The following is a 15,749-nucleotide window of genomic DNA, read 5'->3' as shown; positions in this document are numbered from 1 at the left end:
GGCGGCAGCGGGCCGGACGCCCGCTGCCGCCGGCACGGCCGTGGTGCCGAGGCGATGCGGACGGCCTGCTCGGAGTCGCCCCGTCCGCCCGATGGCCTGCTCGGAGTCGGCCCGTCCGAGCAACGGCCTACTTGGATTCGACCCGTCCGACCGGGTGGGCGCCGCCGGGCAGCGCCTCACGTGCGGCCTGCCAGGTGTGGTCGCCGGGGTGGAGCTCGGTCCGGAGGTAGGCCGTGGTGAGCCGCCCCACGGCGGCGACCCGCTCGGGGCTCTCGTCCGTGGTCTCGGCGGCGTCGTATCCGGGGATCCCGCCGAGTGCGTGCCCCGCGCCGAACAGGGTGAGCAGCGACTTGGGGCCGGGGCTCAGGGCGTAGGGGTCGGCGTGCCAGTCCGGCCCCCGGTCCGTGAAGTGCCGGGAGTCGTCCTCGTCGCCGGCGACGACCAGCGCGGGCGTGGTCATCGTGGCGAAGTCGGTGGTCCGCAGGACGGGCAGCGTCTGCGCCATGGGCCCGTTGAGGACGTCGCCCCTGCCGGGCGCGGCCAGCAGCACCCCCGCCTTGATCCGGGGCTCGATGAGGCTCACTTCCTCGCCGCTGTCGGGGTCGGTGACCCGGGCGCCGAGCAGGAGGCTCGCGGTGAAGCCGCCGAAAGAGTGTCCGGCAACGGCGACCTTGGTGTGGTCGATCCGTCCGGCGAGCAGCGGCACGGCCTTTTCGATCACGTCGAGCCGGTCGAGGAGGTGCGTCATGTCCTCGGCACGCGAGCGCCAGAAGAAAGGTGCTCCCGGGGCGTCGGCGACCAGGTGGCTCAGGGTCCTGGAAGTGAGATGGGTGGGCTGGACGACGGCGAACCCGTGTGCCGCCCAGAAGTTGGCGAGCGGTGCGTAGCCGTTCAGCGAGGAGAGATGGTTCGAGGGTCCGTGACCGTGCGAGAACAGGATGACCGGAAGTCCCGTTCCGGTCGCGGGTGCCGAGACGCGGACCTGCAGGTCCACGGGACGTCCGGGAATGGGCAGCACCACCGGGCTGTAGGACAGGACCGGGGCGGGCGCGCCCGTCGCGTCGGCGGTGTCGGAAGCGGCGGTGGCGGTGTCGGTGGAGGCGTTCACGAGGCGTGGGTTCCCCTTCTGTGAGCCCTGCCGCCCGGCGGTCTCGTGCGGCCGGCGGCGGGCAGGGCAGTAGAGAGCGTCCCGCTTCGGCTAAGCTGAAACGGAACACTGTTCCATTTAATATCCGGAACAGCGCTCCGCTTTGTCAAGGTGCCGAAGGAGAACGTGATGCCCACCGATGGCCCCACCACGGAGCCGCCGGCCCGAAGCAAGCGGGCCGACGCCCAGCGCAACCGGCAGACGGTGCTCAGCGCCGCCGCCGAGGTGTTCGTCACCTCCGGCGTCGACGCGCCGATCCGGCAGATCGCGGCCAGGGCGGGCGTCGGGATGGCCACGATCTACCGCCACTTCCCGACCCGGGCGGATCTCGTCACCGCGGTCTACCGCCACCAGATCGAGGCCTGCGCCGAAGCCGGCCCCGACCTGCTGGCCGGCGCCGACTCCCCGCTCGACGCACTGCGCCGGTGGATCGACCTGTTCGTCGATTTCCTGGTCACCAAGCACGGACTCGCCGACGCGTTGCAGTCCGACAGCGACCGCTTCGCCGCGCTGCACACCTATTTCCTCGACCGCCTGCTGCCCGTCTGCGCCCAACTGCTCGACGCCGCGGTCGACGCCGGCGACATCAGGCCCGGCACACAGCCCTACGAGCTGATGCGCGGCATCGGCAACCTCTGCATCGGACGCGACAGCGACCCCCGCTATGACCCCCGCCGCCTGATCGAACTGCTTCTCCAGGGGCTCCAGCACCGTTGACCGGCCTGACGGCCGCGTTCACCGACGGCCAAGTTCACCGGCGTTCACCGACACCGACGTTCACCGGCCTTCACCGCCTGCGGCGTTCACCGCCGACGGCGTGCGACGGGGCCCTGCGGTTCAGGACGCCCCCGCATAGCCGCGAATGCGCTCCACCTCCGCCGCCACATCCGTGAGCGTGGCGCAGTCCGGAACCGGCAGCAGATCAGGGCCCGGCACATCGGCGGACCGGCGGCGCGGGTCCTCCAGGGCGTCGGCCATTGCCGACAGCGCCTGGCACAGCCGCTCGGCCTCGGCCACGCTCGGGCGGTGGGCGCCGTGGTCCAGGCGTACCGCGCAGGCGGTCGCGGCGTCCACGATGCGTTCGGCCGCGGTGACAACGGTCAGCCAGTCGGGGTTGCGGTCGCGGGCGGCGAGGAGTTCGGCCGCGGCGGTCTCCGCCGCGGCCCTGGCCTCCCCCAGCGACCGGTAGGCGGCCCGGCGCAGCGCCAGCCGCCTGGTGGGGTCCGTGCCCGGTTCCGACTCCAGGACGTGCCGGAGGAATTCCTCGGTGCTGTGCAGCGCCGAGGTGACGCGGTGGCCGACCCTTCGGCGCGGGTCGGCGAGCCGTGGCAGATGTCCGACGACGAGCACGATGCCGCAGGCGATGGAGGTGTCGACGACTCGCTCGGCGGCGGCTTCCGGGGAGCCGCCGACGTAGACGAACGACAGCACCATGAGGGTGATCGCCACGGTCTGGAGCGCGAAGTGCCGTGTGGCGAACGGCAGCAGCGCTCCGCCCGCACCCGCCACCAGCGCGGGCCACCAGGAACCGGTCAGCACCAGGCCCGCCCCGGCGAAGAGCAGCACGCCGGCGATGGTCCCGGCGAAGCGGTTGACCGTACGGGAGAAGAGCGGGCCGAGGTCGGGTTTGACGAGGAAGGTGGTGGTCGCCGGGAGCCAGTACCAGTGCTCGGGGTGCAGCAGCAGGGCCACGGCGGCGCTCGCGGCGATGCAGACGGCGACCCGCAGGCCGTAGTCCCGCCCGGCGGGCCCGAACAGGCTGCGTCCGCGCCGGGTCCGCCCGCCGGCGGCAGCCAGCGCCGCCCGGGCCACGGTGCGCGGCACGGCCAGCCAGACGGGACGGCCTGAGGGGGCCGGTGCGGGTGGCTCCGGTGCCGGGGGCAGCGGCTCTCGGCGGGCGAACGCGACTGCCGCGTCCAGCAACGCCTGGTCGAAGGCGCCGCGGGCGGCCGTACTGGTCTCCGGAGCGGACAGCCGGCCCGGGGACCGCCCGGTGCGCAGGGCCTCGGCGAACTGCCGGGGGCTCTGTGCCACCCGGGACGGCAGCGGCCGGGCCTCCCACAGCAGTGCCACGCTGGCCTCGCACAGCGCGGTCGCCGCGGCGAACCGCTCGGCGAGCAGGAGTTCTTCCGTACGGGCGTGGCGGCGCAGCAGGCTGCTGGTGAGCCGGCGCAGCCGCAGGGCCTCGTCGGCGCGGTCCAGGGCGGCGGTGAGCCGGCGCCTGGCGCTCTCGGCACCGGCCCCGCCGGCCGCGCCCAGGGCATCGGCGAGCGCGTCGAAGACTGTGGCGACCGCCGCCCGCTCGCCGCTGAGCGCACCCCCCGCGGGCCGCGGCGAGCGCAGGACGAGCCGCAGCAGGAGCAGCCACAGGCAGCCGGCGAGGACGAAGAGGGCCTTCGCCCAGGGCGCTCCGGGCAGCGGCATCCCGGCGCCCAGGACGGTGGTGGCCAGCATCTGCATTCCGGCGTTGGAGCGCACCGGCCCGGCGACGCTGCCCGCGCCGGAGACGAAGCCGACGGCGAACAGCGCCGGGACGATCCACCAGCCCGCATCTGCCGTCTGCAGCGAGGCGCCGATCAGTATGCCGAAAGCGGAGGCGAGGGCGGGCAGACCGACGTGGACCATGCCGGTGCGCCGGGTGCCGGGGCGGTCGTTGACCCCCGCCAGCATGGAGCCGAGACCGCTCAGTACGCCGGGCGCCGGGTGGCCGGTGGCGATGCCCGCGCCCAGCAGCGGTCCCGCGCACAGTGCACCGCGGACGACGGCCGCCCAGGGCACGGGCAGCCGCTGCCAGCGGAAGGGGTGGGCCAGCCAGGCGGGCACGGCGCGCTGCGCGCGGAGCATGAGCCTCCTCAGACGACGGCGTACGGACGGCAGGAACGGAATCCGAGGGGCGACATCGGCCAACGGTGCTGCCACCACCCTAAGGTCCGGGCCTGTCCGGACCACTGCCGCGGGGTTACCGCAAGATCACGAACACACGGCAGGAAGGCGGCTCCCCCCGGTGGACATCTGCCGTCCCGCCCCCTCCCCCACCCTCGTCAGTCCCCGCCCCACCCGTTAGCGTCCCGTCATGGCGATCAACACAGGTGGCATGGATGTAGCGGTGATCGGCGGCGGTGTGATCGGGCTGACGTCGGCGATCGCGCTGGCGGAGGACGGGCACCGGGTGCGGGTGCTGAGCCGGGACGCCGCGGGCGGTACGACGTCGGCGGTGGCCGGCGGGCTGTGCTGGCCGTACCGCATCCGGCCCTACGAGCGGGCGGTGCAGTGGTCCGTGCGGTCCTTCCACGTGCTCGCCGCGCTCGCCGAGCGGCCGGAGGAGACGGGCGCCCGGATGGTGACGGGCACGATGACGGACGCCACGGACAGCACGGACGGCGGCCGGGAAGCCCACTCCGGCGACCGCCCCGACGACGACCTGTCCGCCTGGTACGACGCGGTGCCCGGGCTGCGGCGGGCGAGCGTCACGGAGCTCCCCGAGGGGCATGCGGCCGGGTGGCGGGCCCGTACTCCTCTGGTGGACATGCCGGCCCATCTCCGTTACCTGGAGCGGCGGTTGACGGACGCGGGCGGCAGCGTGGAACGGCAGGAGATCACCTCGCTGACCGAGGCCGGCCGGACGGCCGACGTGGTGGTGAACTGCTCGGGGCTGGGCGCGCGTGAGCTCGTACCCGATCCGGACGTCCATCCGGTCCAGGGGCAGCTGGTGATCGTGGAGAACCCCGGTATCGAGGAGTGGTACGTGGCCGCCGACGCGGGTTCGGCGGACACGACGTATGTGCTGCCGCAGCCGTACGGCGTGGTGCTGGGCGGGACGGCGCGGGAGAACGCGTGGTCGAGGGAGCCCGATCCGGCGGTGGCGGAGGCGATCGTGGCGCGCTGTGCGCGTCGCTTCCCGGAGCTTGCGGGGGCCCGGGTACGGGAGCACAAGGTAGGGCTGCGCCCGGCCCGCCCGGCGGTGCGGCTGGCGGTGGAGCGGCTGCCCGGCGGCACGCCGTGCGTCCACAACTACGGGCACGGGGGTGCGGGGGTGACCGTGTCGTGGGGATGCGCCGACGAGGTGTTGCGGAGTGTGCGGACCCTCCGGGAGGGTGACGGGCCATTGGGCCGGTGACGGCGGCGAAGTCCCGCCCGGCCACGGCGCCGGGCTCCGTGGCGCCTGCCGGCCGCCCGGCCGAAGGACACCCGGGACTTGTGAATCGGCGCCGGACGAGATGAAGTTGCCACCCAGGGGCGCACATCCCTTCACCGGTCTCGTGCGTCTCATGAGCAAGCGGCATTTCCATATCGCCGCACTTCAGGGGCATTTGGAGTATACATTTTGAAAAACCGCAAAATCGGCAAAAGGGGCATGCGTCGCGCGTCCGCGGCGGTTGTCACCGCGGGAGCCGTCCTGACCGCCGGGGCGCTCGCCGCTCCGGCGCAGGCCGCCACGCCCAAGCCCCCCACGATCGTCGCCAAGGGCGGCTTCGTGATGAACAACGGCACGGGGAAGTCCCTCTTCTCCAAGGCCGCGGACACCCGCCGGTCCACCGGCTCCACCACCAAGATCATGACGGCTCGGGTGGTGCTGGCGCAGGCGAACCTCGACCTGGATGCCAAGGTCACGGTCCAGAAGGCGTACAGCGACTACATCGTTGACAACAACTGGGCCTCCTCGGCCAAGCTGATCGTCGGCGACAAGGTCACCGTCCGCCAGCTGCTGTACGGGCTGATGCTCCCGTCCGGCTGCGACGCGGCGTACGCGCTGGCCGACAAGTTCGGCAGCGGCTCCACCCGGGCCGCGCGCGTGAAGTCGTTCATCGGCAAGATGAACTCCACCGCCAAGTCCCTGGGCCTGAAGAACACGCACTTCGACTCGTTCGACGGCATCGGGAAGGGCGCGAACTACTCGACGCCGCGCGACCTGACCAAGCTGGCAAGCAACGCGATGAAGTACTCCACCTTCCGTACGGTCGTGAAGACGAAGTCGACCAAGCAGAAGGTCACGACGAAGAGCGGCGGCTACCGCAGCATGTCGTGGGAGAACACCAACGCCCTGCTCGGCAGCTACTCGGGCACCATCGGCGTCAAGACCGGCTCGGGTCCGGAGGCCAAGTACTGCCTGGTCTTCGCCGCCACCCGGGGTGGCAAGACGGTCATCGGCACGGTCCTGGCCTCCTCCTCGGTGGTCAACCGCACCGCGGACGCCAAGAAGCTGATGGACTACAGCTTCAAGAAGTAGCCCGGTCGGGACGTACGAGGGGCCTGCGCGCAGCCATCCGGCCGCACGCAGGCCCCTTCGTCGTCCCGCTGCCCTCAGGCCGCCGCAGGTCAGCAGATCAGCCGGTGGCGATGCGCGCCGACACGCAGGGGTCCTCGTTGCGGTAGCCGAGGCGGTCGTAGAGCCGTTCGGCGGGAGTGTTGTCCGCGAGCTGCCACAGCGTGCAGAAGCCGTGGCGGCGTACGGCGTATCGGGTCAGCCACGAGGTCACGGCCGCCCCGAGCCCCTGACCGCGCTGGCGGGCGTCCGTCGCGACGGACGCCATCAGCGGAGCGCCGCTGTCCCGCAGGCTGCTCAGGGCGCCGCAGGCCACCAGCTGCCCGTCCGTGCCGCGGATCCCGGTCCACAGGGTCACCTCGCTGGAGCCGGGGCCGGTGGAGTGGGCCGGGCTGTGCTCGTTGAGGAAGTCGAGCAGTTCCCCGTGGTGTGAGGCGTCAAGAGTGACCACCCGCTCCTCCGCCGGGTGTACGGGCGGTTCCTCCAGCGTCCAACGGAAGATCCACTCCACCACCTCGGTCACCGGCAGATGCCGCCTGACCTGGCCGACGGTGCCGCGCGGCCCGGTGAACTCCCGCACCCGCTCGGGCAGGCCCTGCGCGGCACGCAGCACGAGTCCGGCGGCGGGATCCGGTTCGCCGACACACCACAGATGCCCGCGGGCGTCGTCGAGCCAGGCGGCGGCGCCCTGGCCCGACCAGCTGACGCGGCCGGACGGACGGCGCCGGGCGGCGCCGAAGCGCAGCAGCGCGCCGCCGGCCTGCCGCTCCAGGCCCTGGTCGAACAGGTCTGCGGTCCGGGGGAGAAGAGTCGTTGCCTGCATCGCTCTCAAGAAGTAAAGGAGGCGAACGGCGCCCGGACACGCGCACGCGCGCGACCGGAGTCCGTCGATCTGGGTACAGGGGGATCCCGGCAGCGGCTGCGCACCCGCGCGCCCGGCCGACCGGGGCGTCCACTCTGGCATACCGCCCCCGGGCCGGTGCAAATCAGGGTCCCGGGGCCCTCACCTGCCAGGAAGCGGACGCAGCAGGGGCCGGCCGGACACCGCGTCCGGCCGGCCCCTCACCTGCCCCGCGGACCACCTCGGTGACCGCTCACCGGGCAGCCCGCATCCGGTGCGGCGGGCAATCCGTCAGGGATCCGTCAGGGACTCGCGCGCCGGTCCTCACTCCGGACCCCGGCGACGTGACCGTCCCCGTCGCCGCTGCCGCTGGCGCTGGCGTCAGCGTTCCCGTTGCCGCCCGGCCCGATCTGGATCTCGAAGTCACCGTCGTACTGCTCATGGCCCGCGATGACGGCCATCTCGACGGCCTCCTCGCCCCTCTGGCCGCGCACGATCAGCGGATCGCTGCGCAGATCGCGCATCAGCGCCCAGCACATGGCGATCATCACGACCATGAACGGCACCGCGACCAGAATCGTCAGGTTCTGCAGTCCGGTCAGGGCGTCGCCCGAGCCGCCGCCGATCAGCAGCATGATCGCGGCGACCGCGCCGGTCACCACTCCCCAGAAGATCACCACGAGCCGGGTCGGCTCGAAGGTGCCCTTCTGCGAGAGGGTGCCCATGACAATCGACGCGGCGTCGGCGCCGGAGACGAAGAAGATGCCGACCAGGACCATGACCAGGATGCTCATGACCGTGGCGAGCGGATACTGGTGCAGCACGTCGAAGAGGTGGCCTTCCGGGGTGCTCGACCCGCTGAGCTTCTTGTCGGCCTGGAGCTTCATCGCCGAGCCGCCGAAGACCGCGAACCACGCCAGGCTGACCACGCTCGGGACGAGGATGACGCCGCCGATGAACTGACGGATCGTCCGGCCACGGCTGATCCGGGCGATGAACATCCCGACGAACGGCGTCCAGGAGATCCACCACGCCCAGTAGAAGACCGTCCAGCTGCGCAACCAGCTGCCCACGTCGGCGCCGCTGCTGGCCTCCGTACGGCCCGCCAGTTGCGGCAGCTCGCCGATGAAAGAGCCGAGGGAGGTCGGCACCAGGTTGAGGATGAGAATCGTCGGGCCGACCACGAACACAAAGACCGCCAGGATCAGCGCCAGCACCATATTGATGTTGGACAGCATCTGGACGCCCTTGGCGATGCCGGAGACCGCGGACAGGATGAAGGCGATGGTCAGCACGGTGATGATGATGACCAGCAGGCTGGTGCTGACGCTGTCCATCCAGCCGAGCACCTTGATGCCGCTGCCGATCTGCAGCGCGCCGAGCCCGAGCGAGGCCGCGGAGCCGAAGAGGGTGGCGAAGATGGCCAGGATGTCGATGACCTGACCGCCCCAGCCGTTCGCCCGCCGGGTCCCGATCAGTGGGGTGAACACCGCGCTTATCGTCTGCCGCCTCCCCCGCCGGAAGCAACTGTAGGCGATGGCCAGCCCCACGACCGCGTAGATGGCCCACGGGTGCAGCGTCCAGTGGAACATCGTGGTCGCCATCGCGGTGTCCATCGCCTGGGCGGCGTCCTTGGGGTCGGTGCCCGGCGGCGGTGTACTGAAGTGCCCCAGTGGTTCACTGACGCCGTAGAACATCAGGCCGATGCCCATGCCCGCGCTGAACATCATCGCGATCCAGGACACCGTCCGGAATTCGGGGTCTTCGCCCTCCTTGCCGAGGGTGATCCGGCCGTACTTGCTCACCGCGAGCCAGATCGCGAAGATCACAAAGCCGGAGGCGGAGAGCACGAACGCCCAGCCCCCGTTGTCGATCACCCAGTTCAGCATGGCTGTCGAGGCGCTCTTGAGGGATTCGGTGGACGTCGCTCCCCAGGCGATGAAGGCGAGGGTGAGCAGGGCGGTCACACCGAAGACCACACGGTCGGTCTGCGGGGGCCCGGTCCGCCGCGGGTCTTCGGGAAGATCCGCAAGGGAGGGGGTGGCACCCCCGTCTCTGGTTTCCTTGACTGTGTCCGACACGTGTCAACCTTCCATGGACGTCAATGGGCCATATTTTCCTTACCCGTTACCCCCTACCACACGAGGGCAGACGTTCATGGGTTTCGCGACCGTAAGGTGATAACCGGCCCGCTGGTCCAGCAGCAGCGGGACGAGCGGGCGCAGCGACTGGCGCAGCGGTACGACGACGCCGTCCCCCGCCCGCTGCCAGAGCACCCCGTGCAGCGCCAGTTCGTCCTTGACCTGCGCGAACTGTGCCGCGTCGAGGCGGTAGGCGCAGGGCGGGTCGGCCAGGACCTCGCCGGCGCCGGGGGGTTCGTTGTCCGCACCGCCGAGGTAGACCGGGCCGCGGTCGGTGTATCCGGCGAGGCGGGCGGCCGCGGTGGCCGCCTCGATACGTGGGCGGTGCCGGACGGCGAAGGTGAACGCGCCGTCCAGCGCGGCCAGCTGGGAGTCCACCCGGCGTCGGTTGTTGAGCGCGGGGTCGGCCTTCTCGGCGGCGGTGAGGGCGTCGACCCGGGTCTCGACGAGCAGTCCGACCGAGCCCTTCACGCCGGTGGTGTTGCGCAGAATCCGTTCCTGGCCGTCGCCCGCGACCTGCTTGACGGGGTCGCCGGTCTCCGGGTCGGTCCAGATGCCGTAGACGCCGGTGGAGAATCCGGCGTGGCGGACGGCGGGTTCGACGAAGTCCCGGGAGAGGGCGGTGGCCTCGCGGTGCACCCCGTCGCCGGTGTTGAGGTTGCGGGGCCACAGGGACAGCAGGTCCTTCAGGTAATACGGCGCGGTGGGACCGTATTCGTGCAGGTCGAGGAGGGTGTCGGGGCGGTAGTCGCGGAGGACGGCCGCCATGGCGCGGGACTCGGCGGTGTGCAGCTCCAGGTGATCGCGGTTGATGTCCACGCCGTCGGAGTTGCCACGGGTGTCCGCGGCCCGGCCGTCGGGGTTGGCGGTCGGGAGGACCAGCACGCTGGTGTGCTCCAGGAGCCGCCGGGTGGCCGGGGCCTTGCTGTAGGCGAGGTTGCGGACGGTGGTCAGACACGCCTCGCGCCCGGCGGGCTCATCCCCGTGCTGGGAGCAGACCAACAGGACGGAGTTGCCGCGGCGGACGTCCTCCGGGCGCTCGGGGGCCGGGGCGCCGATCCTGACCAGCCGGATCGGGCGGCCCTGCTGCGTGGTGCCGATCCGGTCGATGCGCACCCGTGCCGAGGCGCGGTCGACCGTGCTGAGGAACGTTTGCTCCTCGGCTCCGGTGGTCCAACGGGCACCATGGCTGGTTTCGAATCCCGTACGGGGCGCGGGGGTTCCGGTTGCGCCGGCGGGAAAGGCCGGCGGGGTCGCGCCGAGGAGGGGGGCCGTCAGTCCGATGACCAGCGTCCCCAGGGCGAGGCGACAGCAGCGGGACCTCACGAGGGTGCCTCCCTTGAGTGGGGGTGACGTGCGGTGATGTGGGGTGACGTGCGGTGACGCGACGTTGGGGCCGGGGCGGGGCCGCCCGCGGCGGGCGGCCCCATGCGGTCATCCGCCGGCCGGCATCCGGCTGATCGAGCGCGGCGGGGCGATCCCGTCGTGCGGTGTGGCGGCGGCCGGGTGCCGGGGCGCGCCCGCGGTGGCCCGTGCGAAGGCCGGGGCGCCGCCGGTCAGCGGCAGTCGGGCAAAGGTGCGGGAGAGGTCGAGGGTGAGCTTCGGGGTGGATGCGGGCGGGTCGATCAGGCCAGCGTCGGTTCCGGCCACGATGAGCGCAAGCCGGTGTCCGGCGGGCACGACGTGATCGCTCGCGGCCAGATCCAGGGTGAGGGTGTAGCGCTTGCCCGGGGTGAGCGGGCGGCCCTTGCGGGGGTCGGCGTAGGTGCCGAGGTCGGCCCACCCACGGCTGAAGACGGTGTATCCGACGTTCCGGGTGTCGGCCGCGGTCTCCTTGAAGCAGCCGGTGTCGCCCGGGGTTCCGGCGCCCCAGCAGGTGCGCTTGCCGAGGGTGGTGATGCCCTCGCCGTCGGCCGCGTAGTTGCGGATGGTGTCGGGGCCGAGGTCCACCAGGACGGCGGAGAGATGGGCGGTCGAGGTGCTGGGGGTGGCGGTCACCGTCACCTTGCCGGAGCCGGACAGCCGGAGCGGGGCGCGCAGCGGTGCGGTGCTGAACCCGGCCTTGGCGGGCGTCGGTTCGTCGATCCGGGCCGCCCAGTCGGCCTCGCTCAGCTTCGGGTCGTCGGTGAAGGCCGCACTCGCACCGTGCGGCGCCTTGGCGGTGCCCAGCACGCCGACGCCGGGTGCGCTGCCGCCGCGCGGCCGCAGGGTGGTGGTCCGGGTGCCGGGAGCGGGCCACTGCGGGTCGGTGGACCAGGTGCCGGGAGACCGCTCGATATCGGCCATCGGGGCGCGATCGATGCCGTTGTCGTAGCCCATCAGGTAGTGGTCGAACCAGTGGTGCAGGGTGGTGACCCACTCCCCGCGGCGGTAGTCGAAGGGGTCGACGTGCCCCGTCTGGGAGAGCCAGACCTTGCGTTCGACGCCGTGCCGGGCGAGCGCGTCCCACCACTGCCCGGCGTGCCGGGTGCGGACGTTGAGGTCCTGCATGCCGTGCACCATGAAGACACTGGCCCGGACCTTGTCCGCGCGCCGCACATAGTCGCGCTCGGTCCACAGACCGGTCCAGTCGCCGCTGCGCGGCGCTCCGTCGGCGAGTCTCTTCTGCATCGCGGCACAGCGCCGGTGCGCGTCGGGACTGTTGACCAGATCCGCCAGGGCGTCGGGGCCCGAGTCGTAGAGCGGGGCGCCCTGGGCGAAGTAGTAGTCGTACCAGGAGGAGATGCCTGCGATCGGGACGATGGTCTTCAGCCCCTTGACGCCGGTGGCCGCGACGCCGTTGGCGATGGTGGCGTCCCAGCTCTTGCCGATCATGCCAGTACTGCCGTTGGACCAGTCCGCGGTGACGGGTGTGCCTCCCGTACGGGCGGTATAGGCGCGGCCTCTGCCGCCGAGCCAGTCGATCACGGCCTTGGCCGAGCCGATGTCGGAGCGGCCGCCGACATCGATGCAGCCGTCCGAGCGGTTGGTCCCCGCGAGATCGACGAGGACGGTCGCATAGCCGCGCGGCACGAAGTAGTTGTCGTAGTAGAGCGGGAACTGGACCGGCCGGCCGTGGTCGTCGTAGGTCTTCTTCTGGCTCTCATTGCCGCGGCCGCAGCAGGAGTAGTACGGGCTGGCGTCCATGATCACGGGGATCCGGCGCCCCTGCTGTGCGGGTTCGGCGGGCCGCACGATGTCGACGGCGACGCGGTCGGTCCTCCCGTCCGCGTCGCCGTCGAGCCGTGTGTCCACCCAGACCGATTCGCGTATCGCGTGGTCGTAGGAGTAGACGGGTCTGCTCTCGCGGGGCGCCGCCTGCGCGGCGGCCGGCCCGATCAGGGCGGACAGCAAGGCGGCGACGATCGCCGGCACGAGCACGGTGAAGGGGGTGCGGAGGATCCGCGCAGGATTCGTCACGGGCGGACGGTAGCGCGGCTCAACTCCCGTGCGTAAGAGCCTGTCCCGCAAGCAGGGCGGCCGCGGCCGTAGCGGAGGACGCGGCACCGGTGAAAGCGGCCCCGGGTGCGGCGCTCACGGGAAACCCGGCCGGCTCGCTGCGACCGGCCGGCCAACGGGGCCCGCGGGTGGGGTTCATGTCGGTCATGTGTCAGATAAGGCCATGTACATGACGCGGCCCCGACGGAGTACATAGGGTCTGACTCGAGCCATCCCCCTACGAGTTGGAGGACTCGTGCGTCACAGACTCCTGGTCCCGGGTGCCGCCGCACTCAGCCTGCTGCTGGCGGTCCCGGCCTCCGCGGCCGGCTTCACCCCGGGCGCTCCGGGTGTGGGCGACAGCTACTACCCCGAGAGCGGAAACGGCGGATACGACGTTTCCCACTACGACCTGCGACTCAAGTACCAGCCCAAGACGGACCTGCTGGAGGGCACGGCGACGCTGCTCGCCAGGACCACCCAGGACCTCTCGCGCTTCAACCTGGACTTCGGTCTCAAGGTCAGTGAGATCCGGATCAACGGCAAGAAGGCCTCCTTCGCCACGTCCGGCAAGCACGAGCTGGAGGTCACCCCGGCCACGCCGCTGGAGAAGGGCAAGCAGATCAGCGTCGTGGTGCGCTATGCGGGCAAGCCCTCGGAGCTGAAGATTGACAACTACAGCGCCTGGGCCCGTACACCCGACGGCGGGGTGATCGCACAGGAGCCGGACGCCGCCGTGTGGTGGTTCCCGAGCAATGATCACCCCACCGACAAGGCGACCTACGACATCTCGGTGGCGGTCCCGGACGGCACCCAGGCGCTGAGCAACGGCGTGCTGGCCTCGCAGTCCTCCAAGCTGGGCTGGACGCGCTACAACTGGCGCTCGGACAAGCCGCAGGCGACGTACCTCACGACGCTGGCCGTCGGCAAGTTCGACATCACCACCGACACGACCGCGAACGGCCTGCCGGTCATCAACGCGGTCAGCAAGGACCTCGGTGCGAACGCGGGCTCGGCCCGGGCCAGCATCGAGCGCACCGCCGAGACCACCGAGTGGCTGGAGAGCGTCTTCGGCCCCTACCCGTTCAATGCGGTGGGCGGCTATGTGCCGAACGTTCCGGCCCACTACGCCCTGGAGACCCAGACCCGCCCGTTCTACGGCGAGAAGGCCTTCGACCGCGGGACGAACGTCTCCGTCGTGGTGCACGAGCTGGCCCACCAGTGGTACGGCGACAGCGTCTCGCTCAAGGACTGGAAGGACATCTGGATCAACGAGGGCTTCGCCTCGTACAGCCAGTGGCTGTGGTCCGAGAAGGAGGGCGAGGGCACCGCTCAGGAGCTCGCGGACTACGTCTACGCCCAGCACCCGGCCGACGATCCGTTCTGGAAGGTCAAGCCGGGCAACCCCGGCGCGGAGAACCAGTTCGACGACGCCGTCTACGACCGTGGCGCGCTGGCCCTCCAGGCGCTCCGCAACAAGATCGGCGACAAGGCCTTCTTCGGGCTCCTCAAGACCTGGCCGACGGAGCACAGGTACGGCAACGCCTCGGTGGCCGACTTCGTGAAGTTCGCCGAGAAGAAGTCCGGCAAGAATCTGGCCGGGTTCTTCGACACCTGGCTGTTCCAGCCGTCCAAGCCCGCGGTGGGCGCGGGCAAGCAGGCATTCGGCGCGGGGAAGTCGCCGGTCGCCGAGCCCAAGTCGTGGAAGCAGATCGCGGCCACGCACGACGTGCACCGGCGCTGACGCGGCCCACGGGCGCCCGCTCCGGCGCCCGTGGCAGCGATCCGGCCGGAGCCTGGGGTGATCCCCCGGCTCCGGCCGGCTTCGCTTTGTCTACCCGGGCGCGGCGTGCCCGAGCGACGCCTGGTCGGGCGCCGCCTGCCTGCGCGCCGTCTGTCCGCGTGCCGCCTGCCCGCGTGCCGCTCGCCGGGCCCGGCGAGCGACCGGCAGGAAGCGCAGGCGCTCCGGAAGCACCGGGACCACGGCGCGGACGACCCGCCCGAAGCGGCGCAGCCTGCGCTCCTGTGCGTCCGTCCATTCCAGCCCGAGGGCACACCGGGCGTCCGGCGGCATCAGGCCGATCGTGAGGAAGCGCCGGAAGCGGGCGAACCGCGGGCACAGCCACGGCCACGTCAGCCGGAGGAGCAGCCGCAGCCACCACGGACCACGGTCCGGGACCGGCAACGACGGATTCCTCGCCACCAACTCCCGCACCACAACGGTGTCTTCGAGCTCGTTGTCAAGAACCTTCTGGTAGTAAGGCCAGAACTCCTCGACGGACCGCGGCATATCGCGGTCGTGGATCCCCAGGACCCGCCCCACCTGGAGCCATTCCGCATACAGCTGCCGCTCCTGCGCCTCGGTGAAGGGACGCCCGAGATAGCGCTGCGCGTTCCGGAAGACGGGATAGCCGGTGGCGTGCACCCAGGCGTAGTACGCGGGGGTGAGCGCGTGATACTTGCGGCCGTGCGCGTCGGTCCCCTGAATGGTCTTGTGCAGCTGCCGCAGCCGGCGCCCCTCCGCGGCCGCACCCTCGCCTCCGTACACCCACAGCTGCAACGAGGTCAGCGACCGCTCCCCGCGCCCCCACGGGTCCGTACGGAACACGGAGTGGTCATCCACTCCGGCACCCACCGCCGGGTGCGCGACCTGCATCGTCAGCGCGGCCGGCAGGGTCAGCAGAATGCGGACGTCGCCGGCCAGCGACCAGAGCACACCTCCGACCGGAGGGGGTTTTGGATAATTTTCTACCGTATTCATGTCATTAATCATGATACGGCGAGTCCGGTGGCTGGTGGACGCAACGGATGCACGGGGCGCGCCCGGCCGGCTCGGCACTGAAGGGCCGTACCGTGCCCGGCCGGTGCGCCCCTTCACCACCTCTGCCGCATGGACGCGCCCGACCGGGTCGGCATGGAACGAGGCTTGCGCACAGGCGA

Annotated in this window: 11 protein-coding genes; 4 read left to right on the top strand and 7 right to left on the bottom strand. The window is 71.5% G+C overall.

The window, feature by feature from the left end:
• Positions 1-127: 127 nt before the first annotated feature.
• Positions 128-1,108 (bottom strand): alpha/beta hydrolase family protein, encoded by a 981-nt coding sequence (locus ABR737_RS37780; protein WP_350255674.1) that lies wholly within the window; start codon positions 1,106-1,108, stop codon positions 128-130.
• Positions 1,109-1,276: 168 nt separating this feature from the next.
• Here ABR737_RS37780 and ABR737_RS37775 point away from each other — a divergent pair, with 168 nt between their 5' ends.
• Entirely contained in the window at positions 1,277-1,864 is a 588-nt protein-coding gene (locus tag ABR737_RS37775; RefSeq protein WP_350255673.1) for a TetR/AcrR family transcriptional regulator, read from the top strand.
• 120 nt (positions 1,865-1,984) lie between these two features.
• Here ABR737_RS37775 and ABR737_RS37770 read toward each other — a convergent pair whose 3' ends face one another.
• Positions 1,985-3,991, bottom strand: coding sequence for an FUSC family protein (locus ABR737_RS37770; RefSeq protein WP_350255672.1), 2,007 nt, complete (start codon positions 3,989-3,991; stop codon positions 1,985-1,987).
• Between the two features lie 229 nt (positions 3,992-4,220).
• On the opposite strand from ABR737_RS37770, the gene ABR737_RS37765 reads away from it, so the two are divergent.
• Together ABR737_RS37765 and ABR737_RS37760 are read left to right on the top strand one after the other, a co-directional pair.
• Positions 4,221-5,264: an NAD(P)/FAD-dependent oxidoreductase gene (locus ABR737_RS37765; protein WP_350255671.1), complete on the top strand. Its 1,044-nt coding sequence runs from the start codon at positions 4,221-4,223 to the stop codon at positions 5,262-5,264.
• 237 nt (positions 5,265-5,501) lie between these two features.
• On the top strand, positions 5,502-6,374 hold the full coding sequence (locus ABR737_RS37760; protein ID WP_350255670.1) for a D-alanyl-D-alanine carboxypeptidase family protein: 873 nt from the start codon (positions 5,502-5,504) through the stop codon (positions 6,372-6,374).
• A gap of 97 nt (positions 6,375-6,471) precedes the next feature.
• Here ABR737_RS37760 and ABR737_RS37755 read toward each other — a convergent pair whose 3' ends face one another.
• The 4 genes from ABR737_RS37755 to ABR737_RS37740 all read right to left on the bottom strand — a co-directional run bounded on the left by ABR737_RS37755 (position 6,472) and on the right by ABR737_RS37740 (position 12,791).
• Entirely contained in the window at positions 6,472-7,233 is a 762-nt protein-coding gene (locus tag ABR737_RS37755) for a GNAT family N-acetyltransferase (RefSeq protein ID WP_350255669.1), read from the bottom strand.
• Between the two features lie 320 nt (positions 7,234-7,553).
• Entirely contained in the window at positions 7,554-9,332 is a 1,779-nt protein-coding gene (locus ABR737_RS37750) for a BCCT family transporter (protein ID WP_502964437.1), read from the bottom strand.
• A 39-nt stretch (positions 9,333-9,371) separates the two neighbouring features.
• Positions 9,372-10,718: a M14 family metallopeptidase gene (locus tag ABR737_RS37745; protein ID WP_350255668.1), complete on the bottom strand. Its 1,347-nt coding sequence runs from the start codon at positions 10,716-10,718 to the stop codon at positions 9,372-9,374.
• Between the two features lie 108 nt (positions 10,719-10,826).
• Complete coding sequence (locus ABR737_RS37740; protein WP_350255667.1) at positions 10,827-12,791, bottom strand: Xaa-Pro dipeptidyl-peptidase; 1,965 nt, start codon at positions 12,789-12,791, stop codon at positions 10,827-10,829.
• A gap of 274 nt (positions 12,792-13,065) precedes the next feature.
• Here ABR737_RS37740 and ABR737_RS37735 point away from each other — a divergent pair, with 274 nt between their 5' ends.
• Positions 13,066-14,553, top strand: coding sequence for a M1 family metallopeptidase (locus ABR737_RS37735; RefSeq protein WP_350255666.1), 1,488 nt, complete (start codon positions 13,066-13,068; stop codon positions 14,551-14,553).
• Positions 14,554-14,643: 90 nt separating this feature from the next.
• On the opposite strand, the gene ABR737_RS37730 is transcribed toward ABR737_RS37735, so the two are convergent.
• Complete coding sequence (locus ABR737_RS37730; protein WP_350255665.1) at positions 14,644-15,570, bottom strand: oxygenase MpaB family protein; 927 nt, start codon at positions 15,568-15,570, stop codon at positions 14,644-14,646.
• Positions 15,571-15,749: the final 179 nt, after the last annotated feature.

It is taken from the genome of Streptomyces sp. Edi2, assembly GCF_040253635.1.
In the GTDB taxonomy this organism is placed as follows: domain Bacteria; phylum Actinomycetota; class Actinomycetes; order Streptomycetales; family Streptomycetaceae; genus Streptomyces.
This window is presented reverse-complemented; position numbering and strand designations above follow the sequence as displayed.

Bases quoted from the DNA above. Each gene is read 5' to 3' on its own strand.
- ABR737_RS37775 (WP_350255673.1), top strand. From the start codon at position 1,277: ATGCCCACCGATGGCCCCACCACGGAGCCGCCGGCCCGAAGCAAGCGG.
- ABR737_RS37770 (WP_350255672.1), bottom strand. From the start codon at position 3,991: ATGCTCCGCGCGCAGCGCGCCGTGCCCGCCTGGCTGGCCCACCCCTTC.
- ABR737_RS37765 (WP_350255671.1), top strand. From the start codon at position 4,221: ATGGCGATCAACACAGGTGGCATGGATGTAGCGGTGATCGGCGGCGGT.
- ABR737_RS37760 (WP_350255670.1), top strand. From the start codon at position 5,502: ATGCGTCGCGCGTCCGCGGCGGTTGTCACCGCGGGAGCCGTCCTGACC.
- ABR737_RS37755 (WP_350255669.1), bottom strand. From the start codon at position 7,233: ATGCAGGCAACGACTCTTCTCCCCCGGACCGCAGACCTGTTCGACCAG.
- ABR737_RS37730 (WP_350255665.1), bottom strand. From the start codon at position 15,570: ATGAATACGGTAGAAAATTATCCAAAACCCCCTCCGGTCGGAGGTGTG.